Origin of the sequence: Magnetospirillum moscoviense (genome assembly GCF_001650635.1) — a bacterium.
Taxonomy (GTDB): Bacteria; Pseudomonadota; Alphaproteobacteria; order Rhodospirillales; family Magnetospirillaceae; genus Magnetospirillum; species Magnetospirillum moscoviense.
Genome location: NZ_LWQU01000112.1, coordinates 1 through 18,037, shown reverse-complemented (window position 1 = coordinate 18,037; position 18,037 = coordinate 1). Strand labels below are relative to the sequence as shown.

The window sequence follows — 18,037 nt, the reverse complement described above, 5'->3', positions numbered from 1 at the left end:
AAAGTATGATCAGCGTCCTGGGGCGTCGCGGGTCCGAAGCTTGACCGGTCGCGGCCGGTCGGGCGTCAGGGTGTAATCCACCTCTTCGGCATAGGCCTTGCCGGCGCCCCGGCTTTCATCGACCAGCGCGCCTAGCACGGCGATGCCGCCGGTCGCCACCATGAAGGCGGAATTGCCCCAGATCCAGCCGTCGGCCGAGGCGGTCAGGGTGTGCGCGGTCTGGCGGAACCCCGGGGCCAGGCACATCACCGCCACCGGCGAGGCACGGTTGGGGATGGTGATGGCGGCCGGGGTCTCGATGGTGGCTTCAAAGCCGTCCATGCCCTTCAGCTCGCAGCGGGCCTTGTCGGGATTGGTGCGGATCTGCACCGTCGATTCGGTCGATCCCACCACCGAGGCGCACGCGCCCAGCAGTCCGATCGCCGCCAACACGGCGCCTCGCTTCACCCAAAGACCGATCATGACCCCCCCGATGCAGGCGTTCCCCCACTATTTCATCGGGGGGCGGCCCAGCGCAAGCGGCATCAACCGGGGCGGCCGTCGGCGCGCGGCCGGGTGACGATGGGGAAATAGACCACGACAAACAATCCCCAGGCCAAGGTCCACAAGGTGCCGCCGGCATGGGTCAGCCCCATCTGGGCGCCGCCGGCCAAGGGGGCGGCCACCCGCGCCAAGGTGCCGAGCGACAACAGCACATAGGCCGCCACCGTCCACGGGGAAACTTCCAGCATGCGGCCGGCATGACCCAGGGCGGCCCGGCTCATCACGCCCAGCACCATGGTCCCGACCGCGCCGGCGGTCAGGGCATGCACGGCGGCACTGGGCGGCAGGGCCGGCACGAAGCTCGACAATCCCAGCAAGGCCAGGCCGATCACCAGCCACAAATAGCCCAGATGCAGCACCCACAGGATCGGGTTGGTCAGGGTCTTGTGGCCGTGCCAGCGCGACAGACGAAATCCGTTGATGGAAGCCGCCACCAGCAAGGCTATGCCGGCGGCCGGCGAGGTCGGGGCCAGGGCGGCCAGGAAAATGCCCACCAGCACCGAGACAGCAGCGCCCCCCTTCTCGATCCAGCCGATCGGCTCGATTTCCACCGGCTGGCCGTTCATGCGCAGCCAATTCATGGTGAAGGACGGCACGATCCGGCCGCCGACGACGACGATCATCACCAGCACCAGGCCGATCCCCAGCCACAGGGCGGCCAATCCGTCGCCCAGGCCAAAGACGATGTCGGCATGGATGGCCAGGTCCGACAGCCACAGCGCGGCCAGGATGAACAGGAACGAGATGTTGCGCCACTTGCCGGCGGCCACCAGCGGACGACCGACCATCAGGCCCAGCAGCGGAAGATAGGCAAGATCGATGACCGCCACCAGCGCCGGCGGCAGCAGGCCGGCCAAGGCGAAGCCGACCCGACCGGCCAGCCACAAGGCGAACAGGACCATCAGCGGCCGGCCCTCGACATGGTGGCTGTTGGTCCAGTTGGGCACCGCCGTCAGCAGGAAACCACCGATGGCGGCACCGGCGAAGCCGTACAGCATTTCATGGCCGTGCCACAGCGAGGGGGCGGTGGCGATGCCCAGATCCAGCCCGCCGGCATAGACCACCAGCCACAAAGGCAGCATCACCAGCGGCACCAGGCCGGCCGACAGGAAGAACGGACGAAAGCCGGCGGCGAAGAACACCGACCCGCCGGTGCGGCGCAGACGGGGTTCCTGCAGCGGTATGGTGGCCATATGAAGGTTCCTCCTGGGTTCGATCCGTGGGCTGAAGTGTCGGATTTGGCTTGCCGACTGGCCTTGACGGGTGTCAAGCGCTAGGATCGGGTCCGAACGCGCGCGCTAAAGGGGGAAGGTGATGCCTGTCGCCGCCGATATCCAGACCGGAGTGCAGCCGGGACTGAGATTTGCCGCCCAGCTGGATCGCAAGGGCGGCTGCCGCGATCTTGACTGGGCGGGCGTGCGCGCCTGGCGCCCGACCGACGGCTTCTTGTGGATCCATCTGGAACGCGACGATCCCACCGCCGCGGCCTGGCTGCAGGGCGAAAGCCGGGTCGATCCGCTGGCGGCCCTGGCCCTGCTGGCCGAGGAATCCCGCCCGCGCGTCGAGGATGTCGATGATTCCCTGCTGGTGGTATTGCGCGGCGTCAACGTCGATGACAGCACCGGCGAGACCGAGATGGTACCGATCCACATCTGGGCCGAGCCCGACCGCCTGATCTCGCTGCGCGACAAGAACCATCAGCTGAACGCGCTGAGAAACATCCGCCTGGCCCTGCTGACCGGCAAGGGGCCGCGCAGCCCGGGCGGCCTGCTGGCCCAGATCGCCGAACGCATCGTCGAGCATCTGGAGCTGCTGCTGGACGGACTCGAGGATCAGGTCGGCGAATTGGAAGAGGATTCGCTGGAAAACGTCGACGGCACCGAAACCCGCGCCCGCCTGGCCTCGGTGCGGCGCCAGACCATCAAGCTCAGGCGCTATCTGGGGCCGCAGCGCGACGCCCTTTACCGCATCCAGCACGACGATGCCTGTTGGCTGTCGGACGAGGCCAAGCTGCGCCTGCGTGAGGTCAACGACAAGGTGATCCGCCATATCGAGGATCTGGACGCCCTGCGCGACCGCGCCACCATCCTGCACGAGGATCTGTCGGCGCAGATTTCCGAACGGATCGCGGTCAGTTCCAACCGGTTCACCGCCCTGGCCGCCCTGCTGTTGCCGCCCAGCCTGGTGGCCGGCCTGCTGGGTGCCAATGTCGGCGGCATCCCCGGCAGCGACAATCCCGTGGCCTTCTGGGAAGTGTGCCTGGTGGTCGCCGCCATGCTGCCGGCCCTGTGGATGCTGCTGCGCCGCCTGCGCTGGCTTTGATGATTGCCCCTCGCCGGGGCGCCGCAGCTCAAGGCACTCTCACGAAAAAGGGCGCGCGGAACCTTGGTCCCACGCGCCCCCATGTCACGGTCGGGAATCATCAGCCCTTGTGGTAGCTCTCGATCAGTTCGACCTCGTTCTTCGAGCCCAGGATCACCGCGATCCGCTGGTGCAGGTCGGTGGGCTGGACCTCCATGATGCGCTCGGTGCCGGTGGTGGCGGCGCCGCCGGCCTGCTCGATGATGAAGGCCATCGGGTTGGCCTCGTACATCAGGCGCAGCTTGCCGCCCTTCTTGGCGTTCTCGACATCCTTGGGGTACATGAACACGCCGCCGCGCACCAGGATGCGGTGCACCTCGGCCACCATCGAGGCGACCCAGCGCATATTGAAATCCTTGCCCCTGGGGCCTTCCTTGCCGGCCAGGCATTCATCGACATAGCGCTTGACCGGCGGCTCCCAGAAGCGCGCGCGCGAGGCGTTGATGGCGAATTCCTTGGTATCGGCCGGGATGGTCATGTGCGGATGGGTCAGGAAGAACATGCCGACATCGCGGTCCAGCGTGAAGCCGTGCACGCCCGAGCCGGTGGTCAGCACCAGCATGGTCGACGAGCCGTAAAGGGCATAGCCGGCGCAGACCTGCTGCACGCCGGGCTGCAGGAAGGCGTCGGCCTTGCTGGCGTCGGCGCCCTCGGGCAGGCGCAGGATCGAGAAGATCGAGCCGACCGAGATATTGACGTCGATGTTGGACGAGCCGTCCAGCGGATCGAACAGCAAAAGATAGCGGCCCTCGGCGGTGCCGTGCACGGCGTGGACGTCTTCCAGTTCCTCGGACGCCATGGCGGCATAGTTGCCGCCCAGCGCGTTCATGTGCAGGAAGATGTCGTTGGCCAGGACATCCAGCTTCTTTTGCTCTTCGCCCTGGACGTTCTCGCTGCCGGCGACGCCGTGATTGCCGACCAGCGCGCCGCGATTGACCTCGTGCGAGACCATCTTGCAAGCGGTCAGGATGTCGGTCATCAGCGCGGTGAACACGCCGGACCGGCCAAGGCGACGCTGCTCCTGCAGCAGGAAATGCGTCAGGGTGATCCGCTTGTAGGGCATGGTTCCTCCATTTATCAGCTTTTTTGAATGTAGGTGCTGTTCTTGGACGTTGGTATTCCTTTTGCGCGTCGGATGCAACCCGCTACACTGGTTACCCGTTAGCGTAGGGAGACCTGGATGTTCGAGCCGCTTTACCCCGATGACGCCGCCCGCGTAGGCCAGCTGGCGCGGGTTTTCACCACCATCGGCGACGAGCGGATGAAGGAGATCGGTCTTTACAATCACGCTTTGGCGGTCGAGCCGGTGGGCTTTCGCCGCTGGGAGGATTGGGTGGCCGGCATCCTGGTGACGCCGTGGTTCATGAACCTGATCCTGCTGCCGACCAACGAGGCGCAGATGAAGGGCGACGTCACCGGCACCAAGCGCCGCCTGGACATGCCGTGCGGCGAGGTGACCTTCAATATCGGCGAGGTCGAGGAGGTCGGCCCCTATCTGGCGTCGTCGCTTTATTCGCCGATGGGCCGGTTCGACGTCCACGCCGTGGCGGTGACCACCGCCTGGGCTGCCGTCGAGAAGTTCTTCAAGGTCCCCGAGGTCGAGGAACCCGAGCACGGCGATAGGAAGTGTTCATAGATGTTTTGCCCTCGCCGGGCGCAAGATTCCGGCCGATAACCGGCCGGAATCACCGTTTCCCGCGACAATCCTCGCAGGTGCGGATCAGGTCCAGCTTGCCCGGCTGATCGAACATCGAATGGCCGGTCAGGCGCTCGACCATCCGCTCGATCGAGGATTTGGGCGCGAAGGGCCGGCCGCAAGACAGGCAAAGGGCCGGCTCGTCCTGCTTCAACAAGGCCAGGTCGGGCGCGCTCCAATCCAGCCGGGCCACCAGGCCGACCGCCTTTTCCGGACAGGCGACGCGGCACAGGCCGCACTGGGTGCAGGCACTTTCGCGGATCTGCAAGGTCAGATCGCGCAGATTGCCGATGATCGCCTTCGACGGACACACCACCGCGCAGGCCATGCACAGCGTGCAGCGCCCGATATCCACCGCGATGGTGCCGAACGGATCGCCCGCCCCCAACGCCACCGCGTCAACCATGGTTGACGACGCCGCACGCAGATGATCCAGCGCCTGGCGCATCACCGACCGCTTGGCCCCGGGCTGGATGTCGGCGGGCGGACACGGTGCCGAAAGATGATCGGGCCAGACCAACAGATCGGGATCGGCACCCTGGATGACACGGATGCGGGCCGGGCCACCCAGCCCCGTCAGCGCGCGGTTGACGAACTCGGCCGTGCCGACCAACGGCCCATGGTCGCCAGGTTCGGCCAGCACCGTCACCTCGGCCGCGCCCAGGGCCAGGGCGGCCAGCATCAGATCGGGGCCGACCGAACCGACGGCCGTCACCGACAGCGGCAGCACCCGCGCAGGCAAGCCGTCGCCATGGCGGGCCAGGGCCGACAGCGGCGCCATGGACGGGCCATGGATCAGCAGCACCGGATCGGTGCCGCCGCCGGCCTGAAAGACCGACAACAGGGTGCGCACCCGATCCAGCGGATCGCGATGGAAACGGATCGCCCCGGTCGGACAGACGCTGGCGCAGCCGCCATGGCCCGAGCACGCATGGGCATCGACAACCACCGTATCGCCCTTGGCCACCAGCGCGCCGCAGGGACAGACGTCCAGGCAGCGGGTGCAGCCGACCTGGCCGTTGCGGGCATGGGCGCACAGGGCGGCATCGACGGTGACGTAACGCGGCTTTTCGAACTCGCCCAGCAGATCGTGGGCGGCGTGGATGGCCCGCTCGACCGCCAGGGCCGAACGCGAATCGGCAATGATCCAGCCGTCGCGGGCACGGACCAGCGAATTGTCGCCGCTTAAGTCCACCACCACGTCGGCCTGCAGCAGCGAGCCGCCGGAACGGGCCGGCTCGAATTCCAGATGGCGCCGCGACGACGGCTTGGCCGCCGCCAGATCCTCGACGGTCAGGGTCCAGTTGCCCAGGCCGCCGGCCGCCGCCACCGCCCTGCCCCGCCACAGGGTGAAGGCCCGTTCGTCGGGCGGGGTCAATTGCGCCGCCAGCGGCGCCAGCAGCAATTGGACGGCGCGGTCGGCCGCCAGACGCTGGGCCACTTCAAGCGCCTGGTCGCAGCCCCCCAGAACCAGGATGCGCCCGGCCGAATTCAACAACACGCTGTCGCCCTCGGGCTTCGGCCCCATGGAATCGGCCAGCAGGGCAGCCATCTTGGCGGCGGCCTGGTCAGCCTGGATCGACCAGCCGGCGCGGTCGCGGATATCGACGCACAGCGGCGCCTCCATCTCGACATCCTGGGCCAGTTCCCGAAATAACGGCGCTTCCTGACCGCAGGCCACCACCACCGGCCCGCAGGCGACAGCCTGACGAAAGACCGACAATTCCGACCGGCACAGTTGGCGATGGACCGGGCCGGGCTCGCCCCCCAGGGCGGCGGCGACGGCGGCGGCATCCACCGGCATGGTCGCCTCGCACGAGCACAGCAACACGTTCCGCCCGCCGACCTTCATGACAGCCCTCTTCACAGACACACCCAGGTCTTGCACTGTAGCGTCCGGACCGCATTGCCTGAAAGGACTTCATGATCGCCGGACTGATCCTGGCCGGAGGTTTGGGCCGCCGCCTGGGCGGCACCGACAAGCCGCTGATCGAGATCGGCGGCCGAACCCTGCTGGCGCACGTCATCGCCGGCCTGGGCCCGCAGGTGGACCGCCTGGTCCTCAACGCCAACGGCGACCCGGCCCGCTTCGCCGCATTCGGCCTGCCGGTGGTCGCCGACGACATCGAAGGTTTCGCCGGGCCGCTGGCCGGCATCCTGGCCGGGCTGGATTGGGCGCACGCGCAAGGCTTCACCCATCTGGTCACCGTGGCCGGCGACAATCCGCTGATCCCGGCCGATCTGGTGGACCGGCTGGCGACGGCAAGCCCGGTCCTGGCGGTCGCCGCCTCGGGCGGGCGGCGCCACCCGACTTGCGGCTGGTGGGATGTGTCCTTGGCGGCCCGGTTACGCCGCGCGGTGGCCGAAGACGGCGAACGCCGCCTGAATGGCCTGACCACCGCCTGGAACGCGGTTCAGGTCGATTGGCCCGATCGGCCGATCGACCCCTTCTTCAACGTCAACACCGCCGACGATGTCGCCCGGCTGACGGAAATGCTTGAATCGTGACGCAGGAAACCTGCATCCCTATCAGGCCCTCGCCGGGCGGCTGCCTCAGGCAGCCTTGGCCGCCGCCGCAATGGCGGCAGGCGTGATGCGCATATCGCGCATCACGCTCTACGCCCCGACCCGCTGGTCGCGGGCCAGTTCGACCATGCGCCAGGCCAGCATGCCGCCCAGCATGGCCGACGCGAAGGCCGCCGCTTCGACCATGCCGCCCGCCGCCGCCACGAAGGCCGGACCCGGGCAATAGCCGGCCAGCCCCCAGCCCAGCCCGAAGATGGCCGAACCGGTGATCAGGCGGGAATCGATCCGGGTGCCGCCGGGCAATTGATAGGTGGCTGCGCACAAGGGGCCGGACCGCTTCAGGCAATAACGATAGCCCAGGAAGGTCACCGCCAGCCCGCCGGCCATCACCAGCGCCAAGGTCGGGTTCCAGGTGCCGAAGACATCGAAGAAGCCGATGACGTTGGCCGGATCGGCCATGCCCGAGACGATCAGGCCGACACCGAACAACAGGCCGGCGATATAAGAAGACAGGCCTTGCCGCATGATCAGACCCCCAAAGACAGCAGATGACGGGTGACGAAGACGGTGATGGCGCACACCGCCATGAAGGTGGCGACCGCGGCCATCGAGCGCTTCGACAGGCGCGACAGCCCGCAGATGCCGTGGCCCGAGGTACAGCCATTGCCCATGCGGCTGCCAAAGCCGACCAGGAAGCCGGCCACCAGCAGCACCGGCAACGCCACCCCGGCCCCGGCCAGCGACAGCTTGCCCATCAGGCCCAGCACCGCGCCCGGCGTCACCATGCCGGCGATGAAGGCCAGCCGCCAACGGGTCTGTTCCGAGCCGGGCTCGCCGACCACGCCGCCGACGATCCCGGAAACCCCCAGAATCCGGCCGTTGGTCAACATCAGCACCACCGCACCGGCCCCGATCAGCAAACCGCCCACCAGCGCCGTCACCGCATTGAAATCCGAAATCACCGCAACCCCCAATATTGCGAAGCAACATTCCAACATACTAATTTACCAAGAATTGCGAATCGTCAAGCCTCGATTGCGCATGCCCCCATGCGCAAACCTTGCTTTGACCGGCCAGAAGCGCTACTTGAAGCCCGATTCGCGAAGGAGAACGGCCATTCCCAAGATCGGTATCGTCAGCCTGGGCTGCGCCAAGGCGTTGGTGGATTCGGAACGCATCCTGACCCGGCTGCGGGCCGAGGGCTACGACATCTCGGGCACCTATGACGGCGCCGACGCGGTCATCGTCAATACCTGCGGCTTCCTGGACTCGGCCAGGGCCGAATCGCTGGAAGCCATCGGCGAGGCCCTGGCCGAGAACGGCAAGGTCATCGTCACCGGTTGCATGGGCGTGGACGAGGCGACCATCCGCGCCACCCATCCCAGCGTGCTGGCGGTGACCGGCCCGCATCAGTACCAACAGGTGGTCAACGCCGTCCACGCGGTGGCGCCGCCGGTGGCCGACCCGCTGATGAGCCTGGTGCCGCCGGAAGGGCTGCACCTGACGCCGCACCATTACGCCTATTTGAAGATTTCCGAGGGCTGCAACCATCGCTGCAGCTTCTGCATCATCCCCGGCATCCGCGGCGATCTGGTCAGCCGCCCGATCGACGATGTGCTGCAGGAAGCCGAGCGTCTGGCCCTGGCCGGCGTGCGCGAGCTTTTGGTGATCAGCCAGGATACCGGCGCCTATGGCCAGGACATCCGCCACGCCGAGGCGCTGTGGCGCGGCCGTCCGGTCAAGGCCCGCATGACCGAGCTGGCCGGCGCGCTGGGTGAATTGGGGATGTGGGTGCGCCTGCATTACGTCTATCCCTATCCCCATGTCGATGAGGTCATCCCCTTGATGGCCGAGGGCAAGATCCTTCCCTATCTCGACATCCCGTTCCAGCACGCCTCGCCCAAGGTGCTGCGCGCCATGCGCCGCCCGGCCGACCACGAGAAATTGCTGGAACGCATTCGCGGCTGGCGTCAGACCTGCCCCGATCTGGCCATCCGCTCGACCTTCATCGTCGGCTTCCCCGGCGAGACCGACGAGGATTTCGAGCAGCTTCTGGCCTGGCTGGAGGAAGCCCGCATCGACCGCGTCGGCTGCTTCAAGTACGAAAACGTCAATGGCGCGCCGTCCAACGCGCTTGCCGACCATGTCGAGGAAGAGGTCAAGGAAGAGCGCTACAACCGCCTGATGGAAGTGGCCCGCCAGGTTTCCGACGAAATGTCGCAGGCCAAGATCGGCAAGGTCATCGAGGTGATCATCGACGAGGTCGATGACGAAGGCGCCTTCGCCCGCTCGAAGGCCGACAGCCCCGAGGTCGACGGCAACGTCTTCCTGAACGGCGAGACCGACCTGGAACCCGGCGACATCGTCCGCGTCGAAATCGACCATGCGGAAGATTTCGACCTGTGGGGGCATGTGGTCGAATAGCTTATCCGAACACCCGGAATTCGCCGGCGCCGGCCATGCCCCATTGAACGGCGGCCAGGAAGGTCTCGACGCCGCAGGGCTTCGACACCAGACCGGCGAAACCGGCCCGTTCCAGCGCATCGGCCAGGCCTTCGCGGCGGATGGCGGTCAGGGCCAGAATCGGCACCGGGGCCAATTCGGGACACGATTTCAGGTCGCTGGCCACCAATTGGCCGGAACTGCCCGGCAGGTTGAGGTCCAGCAGGATCAGACCGGGCCGTTCGGCCAGGGCGGTCGGCACCACCTGATCGGCCCGGGCCACCAGCACGGCGCGGTAATCGGTCATATCCAGCAATTCACCGTAAAGCTCGAGGTTGACGGCGTTGTCGTCAACGATCAGGACGGCGGGAACACTCATCGCGATCAGGCCTTCGACACGGACAGCAATTCCGCCAGGGTAGCCCAGAACCGGGGAATATCCAGCGGTTTGGTGAGATAGGCGTCGAAACCGGCCTGTTCGGCCCGCCTTTGCGCGGTGACGCTGGCATTGGCGGTCAGGGCGATCACCGGGACCGGCGGCGCCGCCCCTTCTGCCCTTAGCGCCGCCAGCGCGGCGAAGCCGTCCATGCCCGGCAGATTGATGTCCAAGACGATGATGTCGGGCCGGTCGCGAACCGCCAGCTCCAGCCCCAGTTCGGCGGTGTGGGCGGACACCAGCCGGGCGCGGGCGACATCGGCCAGGATTTCCTGCATCAGGTGCAGGTTGGCCGGATTATCCTCGATATACAGCAAGGTGAAGGGCTGGCCGATTTCCGCCGACAGCGACGGCGACGGGCCGGACTCGTCGGCCGGGGCGGCCAGATCGCCGGCCGCCGGCACCTCGACCCAGAACGACGACCCCTCGCCCACCACCGAGCTGAAATCGATCCGTCCGTCCATCGCCTCGATCAGACGGCGGGTGATGGTCAGGCCGATGCCGGTGCCCTCGACCTCGCTCAGTTCGGCGCCCAGGCGGCTGAACGGCTGGAACAGCTCGGCCCGGGCGCTTTCGGGAATGCAGGGGCCGGTGTCGGTGACGACGAAGCGCACGAAACCGGGCGTGCCCGGCTTGACCGACAGGGTGACCAAGCCTTGCGGCCGATTGTACTTCACCGCGTTCGACATCAGGTTCAGCAGCACCTGCTTGAAGCGGGTATAATCGATCAGCACGGCGCGGTGATCCTCGACCTGCCAGTCGCCGACCGTCACCCCCGACCGCTGGGCCGAGGCCCGCGCCAGGGCCAGGCATTCATCGAGCAGCTGCGCCGGAGCCACCGGCTCGAGCGACAGCGCCAGCTTGCCGGCCTCGATCCGTGCCAGGTCCAGGACCTCGCTGATCAGATCCAACAGATGCTGGCCGCCCTTGACGATGTGGTCGAGCTGGCGGCTTTGCTTTTCGGTCAGCGGGCCGGACCGCCCGGTCTGCAGCAATTGGGCGAAGCCCAGGACGGCGTTCAGCGGCGTGCGCAGCTCGTGGCTCATCGACGACAGGAAGTCGGACTTGGCCTGGTTGGCGCGGTCGGCCGCCGCCACCGCGTCGCGCAACTCGGCGGTCCGCTGCGACACCCGCTCTTCCAGCTGGGCATGGCTTTGTTCCAGCAATTTGCGCGAATCGTTCAGCTGTTCATAGGGCTCGTGGATGGTGCCGATGAACAGGCCCTGATACAGCAGGCCATAGCCCACCACCACGTAAAGGTGGCCGATCTGGTTGTAGATGTCGAAGGGGTTGGTGTAGAGAACGAAAAAGGCCCCCGACAGCCCCATCACCCAGGAACCGCCCGCCAGCCAGTGGCGATGACTGACAGTGCGCCGCCGCCAGAACAAGATGGCGGCGACCAGGAACGCCGCCGACAGGCCGATTTCCACCACCACCTTCAGGGGCGTCAATCCCTGGCCGGGGATGAAGGTGCGGGGCAGCTTGTCCTGATGCCACAACACCACCCAGATCACCAGGGCGACGAAGGCCAGGGCGAAGGCCAGCAGCCAGCGGTGCCAGCGCGCCCAGCGAAACGGCCGCCACGGCATCAAGGCGGCCGAGATCAGGCCGACCACCGCCAGGAAGCGCATCGACAGCCAGAAGGCGATGCCCTTTTCCGGCCCGCTGGGGGTGATGAAATCCGGCATGCCGGTATAGGACATGCTGTGGCAGACGGTCAGCGCCGCCACCCCCAGGAAACTGACCGCCAGGATGGTGAAGTTGGCGGGGCGGTCATAGCGATGGGCGTGCCAGCCGATGCCGAAGATCAGCATGGCCACCACCGCCGAGAAGGTCTCGATCGCCTGATGGGCGGCCAGGTAATCGTCGAGCTGGCGAAACAAGGTGATTTGCGGCAGCACCGGCATCGCCGCGAACAACACCGTCAGGACCAAGGCTGCGAGCAGAGCCGGGCGCCCATCCTGTCCGGAACCAAGCGCAGCCGGCATCATCATCGCAGCCAGCCTTGCACCATGACGGTGCCGATGGCGCCGATCACCAGGCCCAGCAGGGCGACCAGCGCCTGGCGGCCGACAGAACAGCCGGGCGGGGCCGCGTCTTCCTCCACGAAGATCGGCGGCGGCAAGGGCTGCCCCAATTCGGGGATATTGACGCGCCGGTCCAGCAGCCCCTGATCGCGGGCCTTGACGTTCCAGCCGGCCAGGGCGTTCTCGGCCTCGGCCCGACTGCGCGTCGGGGCCAAATCCGGCGGATCGGTCGCGGCGCCCTTTGCTGCCCGCCACAGCCGGTTCTCGTCGGCCAGCACCAGTTCGGCCAGATCCAGATAGACCCGGGCGCCCGGGCTGTTGGGGGCGAACACCGCCGCCGGCAAGCCATGGCCCGACGCCTCGACGAACACCTTGGGGTCGTGCGGAACCCGCAACGGAAAGACCAGGCTGCCCAATTCGGCCGCCATCACGTCCTCGACGCCCCAATCGGCGTCCTGCTCGGCCAGGGTCAGCAGCACGCCTTGAATGTAAAGGGCCGGGTTGATGGTGGCGGCCAGGCGCTTGACGATCCGCCAGGTGCGCATCAATCCGTCATGGGCGAACGGCGTCGGGTTGGCCGGAACGATCACCGCATGGGCCGAGGCCAGGGCGTTGACCGTCATCGCGCCGATGGCCGGCGGGCAATCGACCAGCACCAGGTCGAAGCTATCGTCGGGCAGGTCGCTGATATGGTCGCGCAGCACATGGCCCTTGCCCATCGAGCCCACCGCCAGCTCGACATCGATGATGCCCAGATCGTCGGTGGCGCCGACCAAGGACACCCCATCGATCAGGGTCGGGTGCACCACTTCGGCGATTCCCGCCGAGCCGGTGACCAGATTATAGGTGCCTTTGCGCGGCAGTTCGGTGGTGGCGAAGCTGGTGGTGGCGTTGCCCTGGGCATCCATGTCGATGACCAGCACCCGGCGCCCCAGGGCAGCCAGGCACGCCGCCAGGTTGACCACCGTGGTCGTCTTGCCCACGCCCCCCTTGGCATTGAACACCGCGATAATCGGTGGGCTGCTCATCCCTACCCCTTCACGCCAACCAGTCCCCTCGATACCGTTCCATCGTCTTGCAGCAGACGCACGGTGTCCAGTGCTAGCTTGCCGTGATCGATCCAGCCGGTATCGGCCGGGTCGTCGATTCCCATCTGCACCGCCTCGACGATCTCGACATAGCGGGCCATGCATTCCCACAGGCGGGCGCGGTGGGCGCGTGGATGGTCGGCATGGCCATAGAAGGCAGCCAGGAAATCGTCGCGCAAGGTGCCGGCGCGCGAGATGCGGGCCAGGAAGGCGCCGATTTCGCCGTCGGGATCGGCCATCGCCGCCGTCTGCCAGTCGATCATCACCAGGCCGTCACGGGAATCGATGAAATTGCCGATGATCGGGTCGTTGTGACAGGGCGCGAAACCGGGCGCGGTGGCGGCCAGGGCGGCGCGGATTTCGGCCATGGCGGCGCGCAACGCCGCCAGGTCGGGAACCCAGTCCGGCACCAGTCCTGCCACCCGTTCTTCCCGCCAGTCCAGCGGCACCAGCGGGTCGAAGCGGCCCCTGAAGTCCGGACCGGCATGCAGGCGGCGAAAGAAATCGGCGACCCGGGCCAGGAAGGCCGGATCATTCATGCTACCGCCTGCCTTGCCCACCACGAACGGCATGACCAAGGTCCCGTCGGCGATGTCCATGTACAGCGGTTCCGGGGCCAGGCGGCGGGCGTGGGCCTGGCGCAGGTTGGCCCGTTCCTCGATATAGGCATCCCAGCGCTGGCGCGGATACTTGGCCAGGCGCACGACGAAACTGCCCGACGGGCCGTCAACCCGGTAGACAACATTGACATTGCCGCCGGTCAGCCGGGTCAGGCGCAACCGGTCGAACGGCTGGGCGGCCAGCACCGGTACCCGGTACAGGGCGTCGGCCAGGCGCACATCGTCCAACTCGGCACCCGGCGGCGGCGGCCGGCGCAAGCTTAAGGCTTGACCCAGCAGGCTCTCGGGTTCGGGCTCGGCGGGCACCAGCGCGACCCAGCGGCGCAGCCACGGCACCGCCTCGGCCCAGCGGCCCAGATCGATCAGCAGACGGGCCAGGGCAGCGGCGGCGGCCGGGTCGTCGGGATTTTCGGCCGCGGCCAGGGCCAGCGCCTCCAGCCCGGCCTCGACCCGGCCGACGCCCAGGCAGGCCTTGGCCTGCAGCGCCGCCGCGCCCCGGACGTGGGAATCATGGTCCATCAAGTGGTCCAGCACCAGACAGGCGGCGCTGTCCAGGCCTTGGTCCAGCAGGGCCCGGGCCACCCGCACCGGGGCGCGCCCCTGAACCGCCAAGGCCTTCGCCAGTTCGCCGGCCTGATCCATCCGACCGGCCTGGGTCGCCAAGGCGATGCGTTGGGCCAGGACAGGGGTGTCGGCGAAATCGCTGGCGTCGGTCATGGCAGGTCGGCGATCGCCCACACGCCCAGGGATTTGGTGGTGCCGGACAGGTCCTCGGACAGCAGGATGCGCGGCGGCGGCAGGTTGAAGGGCGCGGCGGTCAGGTTCGACGGATACCAGCCGCCGATGCGGATGTCGGAATTGGCGGTGTCGGTGAAGGTGGTGGCCAGCAGATAGGCCGAACCGCTTTGCTTGAAGCGGGCCAGAGCTTCCAGGGTCATGTCGGCCGGCAAATGGGTCAGCACGTCGCGGCACACGATGACATCGCCCTTGGGCAGGACGTCGCGGGTGATGTCGGCCACCGCGAAGGAATGGGACAGGCGCCGGTTATGGCGCTTGCGCATGTCCATGATCGCCTCCTCGACCAGGTCGAAGCCGAGATACAGCCTGAAATCCTGACTGATCTGCGAGATCCAGTTGGCGTCGCCGCAGCCGGCGTCGATGACGATATCGGCGCCCAGGAAGCGCAACAGGTCGGGCAGCTTGCGACGCAGCACCTCGGTCTGGGCCAGGGTCGAGCCCCAGCCGCACTTGGTTTCCTTCGCGCCCCAGCCATTCTGGCGATAGATCTCGCCGAAGGCCTTGCGGGCGTTCTCGCGGCGCTGATCCAGGGTCAGTCCGGCCTCGCGCTGCTCGGCGGTCTTGCCGTCGATCAGCCGGTTCTTGAAATCCAGGTTGGCGAAGGCTTGGTACTCGGCCAGCGTGCGCGCCGTGCCCAGGCCGTATTTATCCAGCTCGCGGATCACTTCGGGGTCGGAACTGACCTCCATCCCCAACAGGTGGCGGATGCGGCTGAACGACAGGTCGTTCAGATGCTTCCAGTCGAAATCGTCCCAGTGACGATGGCGGCCGCGCCGGTTGGTATAATCGTGGAAGGCGATGGTTCGGCTGGGGGCATAGACGTCGTAGCCAGCGGTGAACAGGCGCACCGCCAGGGTGATCTCCTCGCCGTGAAAATAAAGATAGGGATCGTAGGGAACATCGGTGATCAGCGAGGACCGGCCGAACAGCAAGCCGCCGGCGATGAAGGGATTGCGCTTGGGCGGCGGCGGGTCCTTGGGCTCGGCCCAGGCGTTAGAGCGCAGCTTCAGCACGCCGTGGGCGTCGTATTCGTTGGGAATGATCTCGACCACCGTCGGATCGGCCAATTGGTCTGGCGGATCGTAGCCCGGCGGATAGGATGACAGGATCGGCTTTTTGGACGGACAAAGCTTCAGCATGTCCAGCAGCACGTCGTCCCAATCCTGGATGAAGCGCATGTGGCTGTCGATCTGCAGCGAATATTCCTCGCCGGCCCACAGGGATTGCACCTTCGAGCGCGCCCAGCACGCCCCCAGGCTTTCGTTGGCGTTGACCTCGATCACCCGGCACTGCTCGGGCCGGGTCTGGAACAAGAAGCAATCCTCGTCCTCGTCCTTGACGAACTGCCAGCAGATGCCGACGAAGACCCGCTCGGGATGGCGGGCCTTCAGAAACAGGTCGCGGACCGTCCATTGACATTCGGTATCGCGATAAGACGCGATGCTGACGAATATCCGCGGGCGCTTGGCCATGCATCCTCCTCACATGAAACGGCTGCCGTCCCCATTGTGTTGGGAACGGCAGCCTTAGTCCACGGACTTCAGTTACCAGCCGACGCTGTCCGGGTTGGTATCGACGTGCTTGTGATCGTGATCCGCGCCGGCATCGGATACCTTGTCGCCGCCGTTGTCCTTGACCTCGACGTTTTCCTTGACCGGCTTGTTCCAGCCGCCTTCCGCCGACAACGCTGCATCGCCGTCCAGCACCAGTTGGGTCCAACCGTCCTGGTTCTCGCCGCCACCGGCGGCATTGGCGGTCTGGGCGTCGCCGAAGGTGAAGGCGTCCTGGGCGGCATCCACCCCCTGGGTGTCGCCCATGGTGACGCCCAGATTCTGCTCGACGGTGGCCCCGGCCGTTTCCTCGCCCAGTTCCATGCCATCGAAGGCCTGGTTGAAGCTATAGGTCTCGTCGGCCTTGTCGGCCATGGGCAGATCGGCCTGAGTGACGCCATCCTTCAGGATGAACAGCTCGCCCTCGCCCGGACCATACCCATCGACCGCGTTGGTACCGGCCTTGATGGTGATGCCCACCAGTTCGGCGTCGGGATAATTCTCGGCGACGAACTGCTCGATGGGCAGGACGTTGGCGTCCTTGACGCCGTCCGAGCCGCTGGGGAAGTCCTCGATCTTGATTTTCATGATCTCGTCGCCGTCATCCAGGTACAGCACGACGTTGGACAGATCGTGATCGAAGGACGGCACGTCGGCCATTTCCTCGCTCTTCGGCTCGTCGGTGACGTCCTGGGGCGGATCGGTGGTGACGACGGTTTCGGTGGTGGTCACCGCCTCGGTCGAGGTGACCACGACATCCGAGGTGACGACCACTTCCGAGGTGACGACCATCTGGGTGGTCACCACCGTCTCGGTGGTGTGCACCGGTTCGGTGGTCACGACGGGCGCGCTGGTCACCGGCACGGTCGTCAGAACATGCTCGGTGGTGTGAACAGCCTCGGTGGTGGTGACGGCCTCGGTGGTGGTCGGGGTCGGCGCCGCCGTGGTGGTCGGATGCGGAGCGCGCGTGGGCTTCGGAGCACCGGTGGTGGTCGGAGTCGGAGCCTCGGTCGTCGTCGGATGCGGACCGCGCGTGGGCTTCGGAGCGCCCGTGGTGGTCGGAGTCGGAGCGCCCGTGGTGGTCGGAGTCGGAGCGCCCGTGGTGGTCGGAGTCGGAGCACCGGTCGTGGTCGGGGTCGGAGCACCCGTGGTGGTCGGAGTCGGAGCGCCGGTGGTGGTCGGGGTCGGAGCACCCGTCGTCGTCGGAGTCGGAGCCCCGGTCGTGGTCGGGGTCGGAGCACCCGTCGTGGTCGGGGTCGGAGCGCCGGTCGTGGTCGGGGTCGGAGCACCGGTCGTCGTCGGGGTCGGAGCACCGGTCGTGGTCGGAGTCGGAGCACCGGTCGTCGTCGGGGTCGGAGCGCCCGTCGTGGTCGGGGTCGGAGCCCCGGTCGTGGTCGGGGTCGGAGCGCCGGTGGTGGTCGGAGTCGGAGCGCCGGTCGTGGTCGGGGTCGGAGCCCCGGTGGTGGTCGGGGTCGGTGCGCCGGTCGTGGTCGGGGTCGGAGCCCCGGTGGTGGTCGGAGTCGGAGCCCCGGTGGTGGTCGGAGTCGGAGCCCCGGTGGTGGTCGGGGTCGGAGCCCCGGTGGTGGTCGGGGTCGGAGCCCCGGTCGTCGTCGGAGTCGGAGCCCCGGTGGTGGTCGGGGTCGGAGCCCCGGTGGTGGTCGGGGTCGGAGCCCCGGTGGTGGTCGGGGTCGGAGCCCCGGTGGTGGTCGGAGTCGGTGCGCCGGTCGTGGTCGGGGTCGGAGCCCCGGTGGTGGTCGGAGTCGGTGCGCCGGTCGTGGTCGGGGTCGGAGCCCCGGTGGTGGTCGGAGTCGGTGCGCCGGTCGTGGTCGGGGTCGGAGCCCCGGTGGTGGTCGGGGTCGGAGCCCCGGTGGTGGTCGGGGTCGGAGCCCCGGTGGTGGTCGGAGTCGGTGCGCCGGTCGTGGTCGGGGTCGGAGCCCCGGTGGTGGTCGG

At 67.4% G+C, this 18,037-nt stretch carries 17 protein-coding genes; 5 read left to right on the top strand and 12 right to left on the bottom strand.

Going from position 1 to position 18,037, the window contains the following annotated elements; all coding sequences use genetic code 11:
- Positions 1 to 9: 9 nt before the first annotated feature.
- Both A6A05_RS05755 and A6A05_RS05750 read right to left on the bottom strand, forming a co-directional pair.
- A complete protein-coding gene (locus A6A05_RS05755) occupies positions 10 to 462 on the bottom strand; it encodes a hypothetical protein (protein WP_068498355.1) in 453 nt (150 codons plus the stop codon).
- Between the two features lie 62 nt (positions 463 to 524).
- The gene (locus A6A05_RS05750; protein ID WP_068498353.1) at positions 525 to 1,736 is read right to left on the bottom strand and encodes an NnrS family protein; all 1,212 of its coding nucleotides are present in this window, start codon (positions 1,734 to 1,736) and stop codon (positions 525 to 527) included.
- Positions 1,737 to 1,857: 121 nt separating this feature from the next.
- Between A6A05_RS05750 and A6A05_RS05745 the strand changes: the two genes are divergently transcribed.
- The gene (locus tag A6A05_RS05745) at positions 1,858 to 2,865 is read left to right on the top strand and encodes a CorA family divalent cation transporter (RefSeq protein WP_068498352.1); all 1,008 of its coding nucleotides are present in this window, start codon (positions 1,858 to 1,860) and stop codon (positions 2,863 to 2,865) included.
- Positions 2,866 to 2,965: 100 nt separating this feature from the next.
- Here the strand turns inward: A6A05_RS05745 and A6A05_RS05740 are convergent, their stop codons facing one another.
- Complete coding sequence (locus A6A05_RS05740) at positions 2,966 to 3,967, bottom strand: class 1 fructose-bisphosphatase (RefSeq protein WP_068498350.1); 1,002 nt, start codon at positions 3,965 to 3,967, stop codon at positions 2,966 to 2,968.
- Between the two features lie 117 nt (positions 3,968 to 4,084).
- Here A6A05_RS05740 and hybE point away from each other — a divergent pair, with 117 nt between their 5' ends.
- Complete coding sequence (hybE, locus tag A6A05_RS05735) at positions 4,085 to 4,540, top strand: [NiFe]-hydrogenase assembly chaperone HybE (protein WP_068498348.1); 456 nt, start codon at positions 4,085 to 4,087, stop codon at positions 4,538 to 4,540.
- 49 nt (positions 4,541 to 4,589) lie between these two features.
- Here hybE and A6A05_RS05730 read toward each other — a convergent pair whose 3' ends face one another.
- Positions 4,590 to 6,452 (bottom strand): 4Fe-4S binding protein, encoded by a 1,863-nt coding sequence (locus tag A6A05_RS05730; protein ID WP_068498346.1) that lies wholly within the window; start codon positions 6,450 to 6,452, stop codon positions 4,590 to 4,592.
- A gap of 71 nt (positions 6,453 to 6,523) precedes the next feature.
- Here A6A05_RS05730 and mobA point away from each other — a divergent pair, with 71 nt between their 5' ends.
- Positions 6,524 to 7,108 carry a molybdenum cofactor guanylyltransferase MobA gene (mobA, locus tag A6A05_RS05725; RefSeq protein ID WP_068498344.1) on the top strand — a complete coding sequence of 195 codons (585 nt, stop codon included), beginning with the start codon at positions 6,524 to 6,526 and terminating at the stop codon, positions 7,106 to 7,108.
- A 108-nt stretch (positions 7,109 to 7,216) separates the two neighbouring features.
- Here mobA and A6A05_RS05720 read toward each other — a convergent pair whose 3' ends face one another.
- Complete coding sequence (locus A6A05_RS05720) at positions 7,217 to 7,651, bottom strand: DUF6691 family protein (RefSeq protein ID WP_068498342.1); 435 nt, start codon at positions 7,649 to 7,651, stop codon at positions 7,217 to 7,219.
- Positions 7,652 to 7,653: 2 nt separating this feature from the next.
- Positions 7,654 to 8,088 (bottom strand): YeeE/YedE family protein, encoded by a 435-nt coding sequence (locus A6A05_RS05715; RefSeq protein ID WP_245644206.1) that lies wholly within the window; start codon positions 8,086 to 8,088, stop codon positions 7,654 to 7,656.
- Positions 8,089 to 8,212: 124 nt separating this feature from the next.
- Here A6A05_RS05715 and rimO point away from each other — a divergent pair, with 124 nt between their 5' ends.
- Positions 8,213 to 9,550 (top strand): 30S ribosomal protein S12 methylthiotransferase RimO, encoded by a 1,338-nt coding sequence (gene rimO, locus A6A05_RS05710; protein WP_068498422.1) that lies wholly within the window; start codon positions 8,213 to 8,215, stop codon positions 9,548 to 9,550.
- Position 9,551: 1 nt separating this feature from the next.
- On the opposite strand, the gene A6A05_RS05705 is transcribed toward rimO, so the two are convergent.
- The 6 genes from A6A05_RS05705 to A6A05_RS21715 form a co-directional block, all read right to left on the bottom strand.
- On the bottom strand, positions 9,552 to 9,947 hold the full coding sequence (locus tag A6A05_RS05705; RefSeq protein ID WP_068498340.1) for a response regulator: 396 nt from the start codon (positions 9,945 to 9,947) through the stop codon (positions 9,552 to 9,554).
- A 5-nt stretch (positions 9,948 to 9,952) separates the two neighbouring features.
- Entirely contained in the window at positions 9,953 to 11,998 is a 2,046-nt protein-coding gene (locus tag A6A05_RS05700) for an MASE3 domain-containing protein (protein ID WP_082910732.1), read from the bottom strand.
- A complete protein-coding gene (locus A6A05_RS21455; protein ID WP_216635760.1) occupies positions 11,995 to 13,059 on the bottom strand; it encodes a ParA family protein in 1,065 nt (354 codons plus the stop codon). Before A6A05_RS21455 ends, A6A05_RS05700 begins: the two co-directional genes overlap by 4 nt.
- 2 nt (positions 13,060 to 13,061) lie before the next feature.
- Positions 13,062 to 14,456, bottom strand: a complete 1,395-nt coding sequence (locus tag A6A05_RS05690; RefSeq protein WP_068498333.1) for a tetratricopeptide repeat protein — start codon at positions 14,454 to 14,456, stop codon at positions 13,062 to 13,064.
- Positions 14,453 to 16,009 (bottom strand): GlcNAc-transferase family protein, encoded by a 1,557-nt coding sequence (locus tag A6A05_RS05685; RefSeq protein ID WP_068498331.1) that lies wholly within the window; start codon positions 16,007 to 16,009, stop codon positions 14,453 to 14,455. The genes A6A05_RS05690 and A6A05_RS05685 overlap by 4 nt, the downstream gene beginning before the upstream one ends.
- 72 nt (positions 16,010 to 16,081) lie before the next feature.
- Positions 16,082 to 16,945 (bottom strand): hypothetical protein, encoded by an 864-nt coding sequence (locus A6A05_RS21715; protein WP_245644205.1) that lies wholly within the window; start codon positions 16,943 to 16,945, stop codon positions 16,082 to 16,084.
- Between the two features lie 43 nt (positions 16,946 to 16,988).
- Here A6A05_RS21715 and A6A05_RS21710 point away from each other — a divergent pair.
- The coding region (locus tag A6A05_RS21710) for a hypothetical protein (protein ID WP_245644204.1) at positions 16,989 to 18,037 on the top strand (1,049 nt) is incomplete at its 3' end.

Bases quoted from the DNA above. Each gene is read 5' to 3' on its own strand.
- A6A05_RS05755 (WP_068498355.1), bottom strand. From the start codon at position 462: ATGATCGGTCTTTGGGTGAAGCGAGGCGCCGTGTTGGCGGCGATCGGA.
- A6A05_RS05750 (WP_068498353.1), bottom strand. From the start codon at position 1,736: ATGGCCACCATACCGCTGCAGGAACCCCGTCTGCGCCGCACCGGCGGG.
- A6A05_RS05745 (WP_068498352.1), top strand. From the start codon at position 1,858: ATGCCTGTCGCCGCCGATATCCAGACCGGAGTGCAGCCGGGACTGAGA.
- A6A05_RS05740 (WP_068498350.1), bottom strand. From the start codon at position 3,967: ATGCCCTACAAGCGGATCACCCTGACGCATTTCCTGCTGCAGGAGCAG.
- hybE (WP_068498348.1), top strand. From the start codon at position 4,085: ATGTTCGAGCCGCTTTACCCCGATGACGCCGCCCGCGTAGGCCAGCTG.
- A6A05_RS05730 (WP_068498346.1), bottom strand. From the start codon at position 6,452: ATGAAGGTCGGCGGGCGGAACGTGTTGCTGTGCTCGTGCGAGGCGACC.
- mobA (WP_068498344.1), top strand. From the start codon at position 6,524: ATGATCGCCGGACTGATCCTGGCCGGAGGTTTGGGCCGCCGCCTGGGC.
- A6A05_RS05720 (WP_068498342.1), bottom strand. From the start codon at position 7,651: ATGCGGCAAGGCCTGTCTTCTTATATCGCCGGCCTGTTGTTCGGTGTC.
- A6A05_RS05705 (WP_068498340.1), bottom strand. From the start codon at position 9,947: ATGAGTGTTCCCGCCGTCCTGATCGTTGACGACAACGCCGTCAACCTC.
- A6A05_RS05700 (WP_082910732.1), bottom strand. From the start codon at position 11,998: ATGATGATGCCGGCTGCGCTTGGTTCCGGACAGGATGGGCGCCCGGCT.
- A6A05_RS21455 (WP_216635760.1), bottom strand. From the start codon at position 13,059: ATGAGCAGCCCACCGATTATCGCGGTGTTCAATGCCAAGGGGGGCGTG.
- A6A05_RS05690 (WP_068498333.1), bottom strand. From the start codon at position 14,456: ATGACCGACGCCAGCGATTTCGCCGACACCCCTGTCCTGGCCCAACGC.
- A6A05_RS05685 (WP_068498331.1), bottom strand. From the start codon at position 16,009: ATGGCCAAGCGCCCGCGGATATTCGTCAGCATCGCGTCTTATCGCGAT.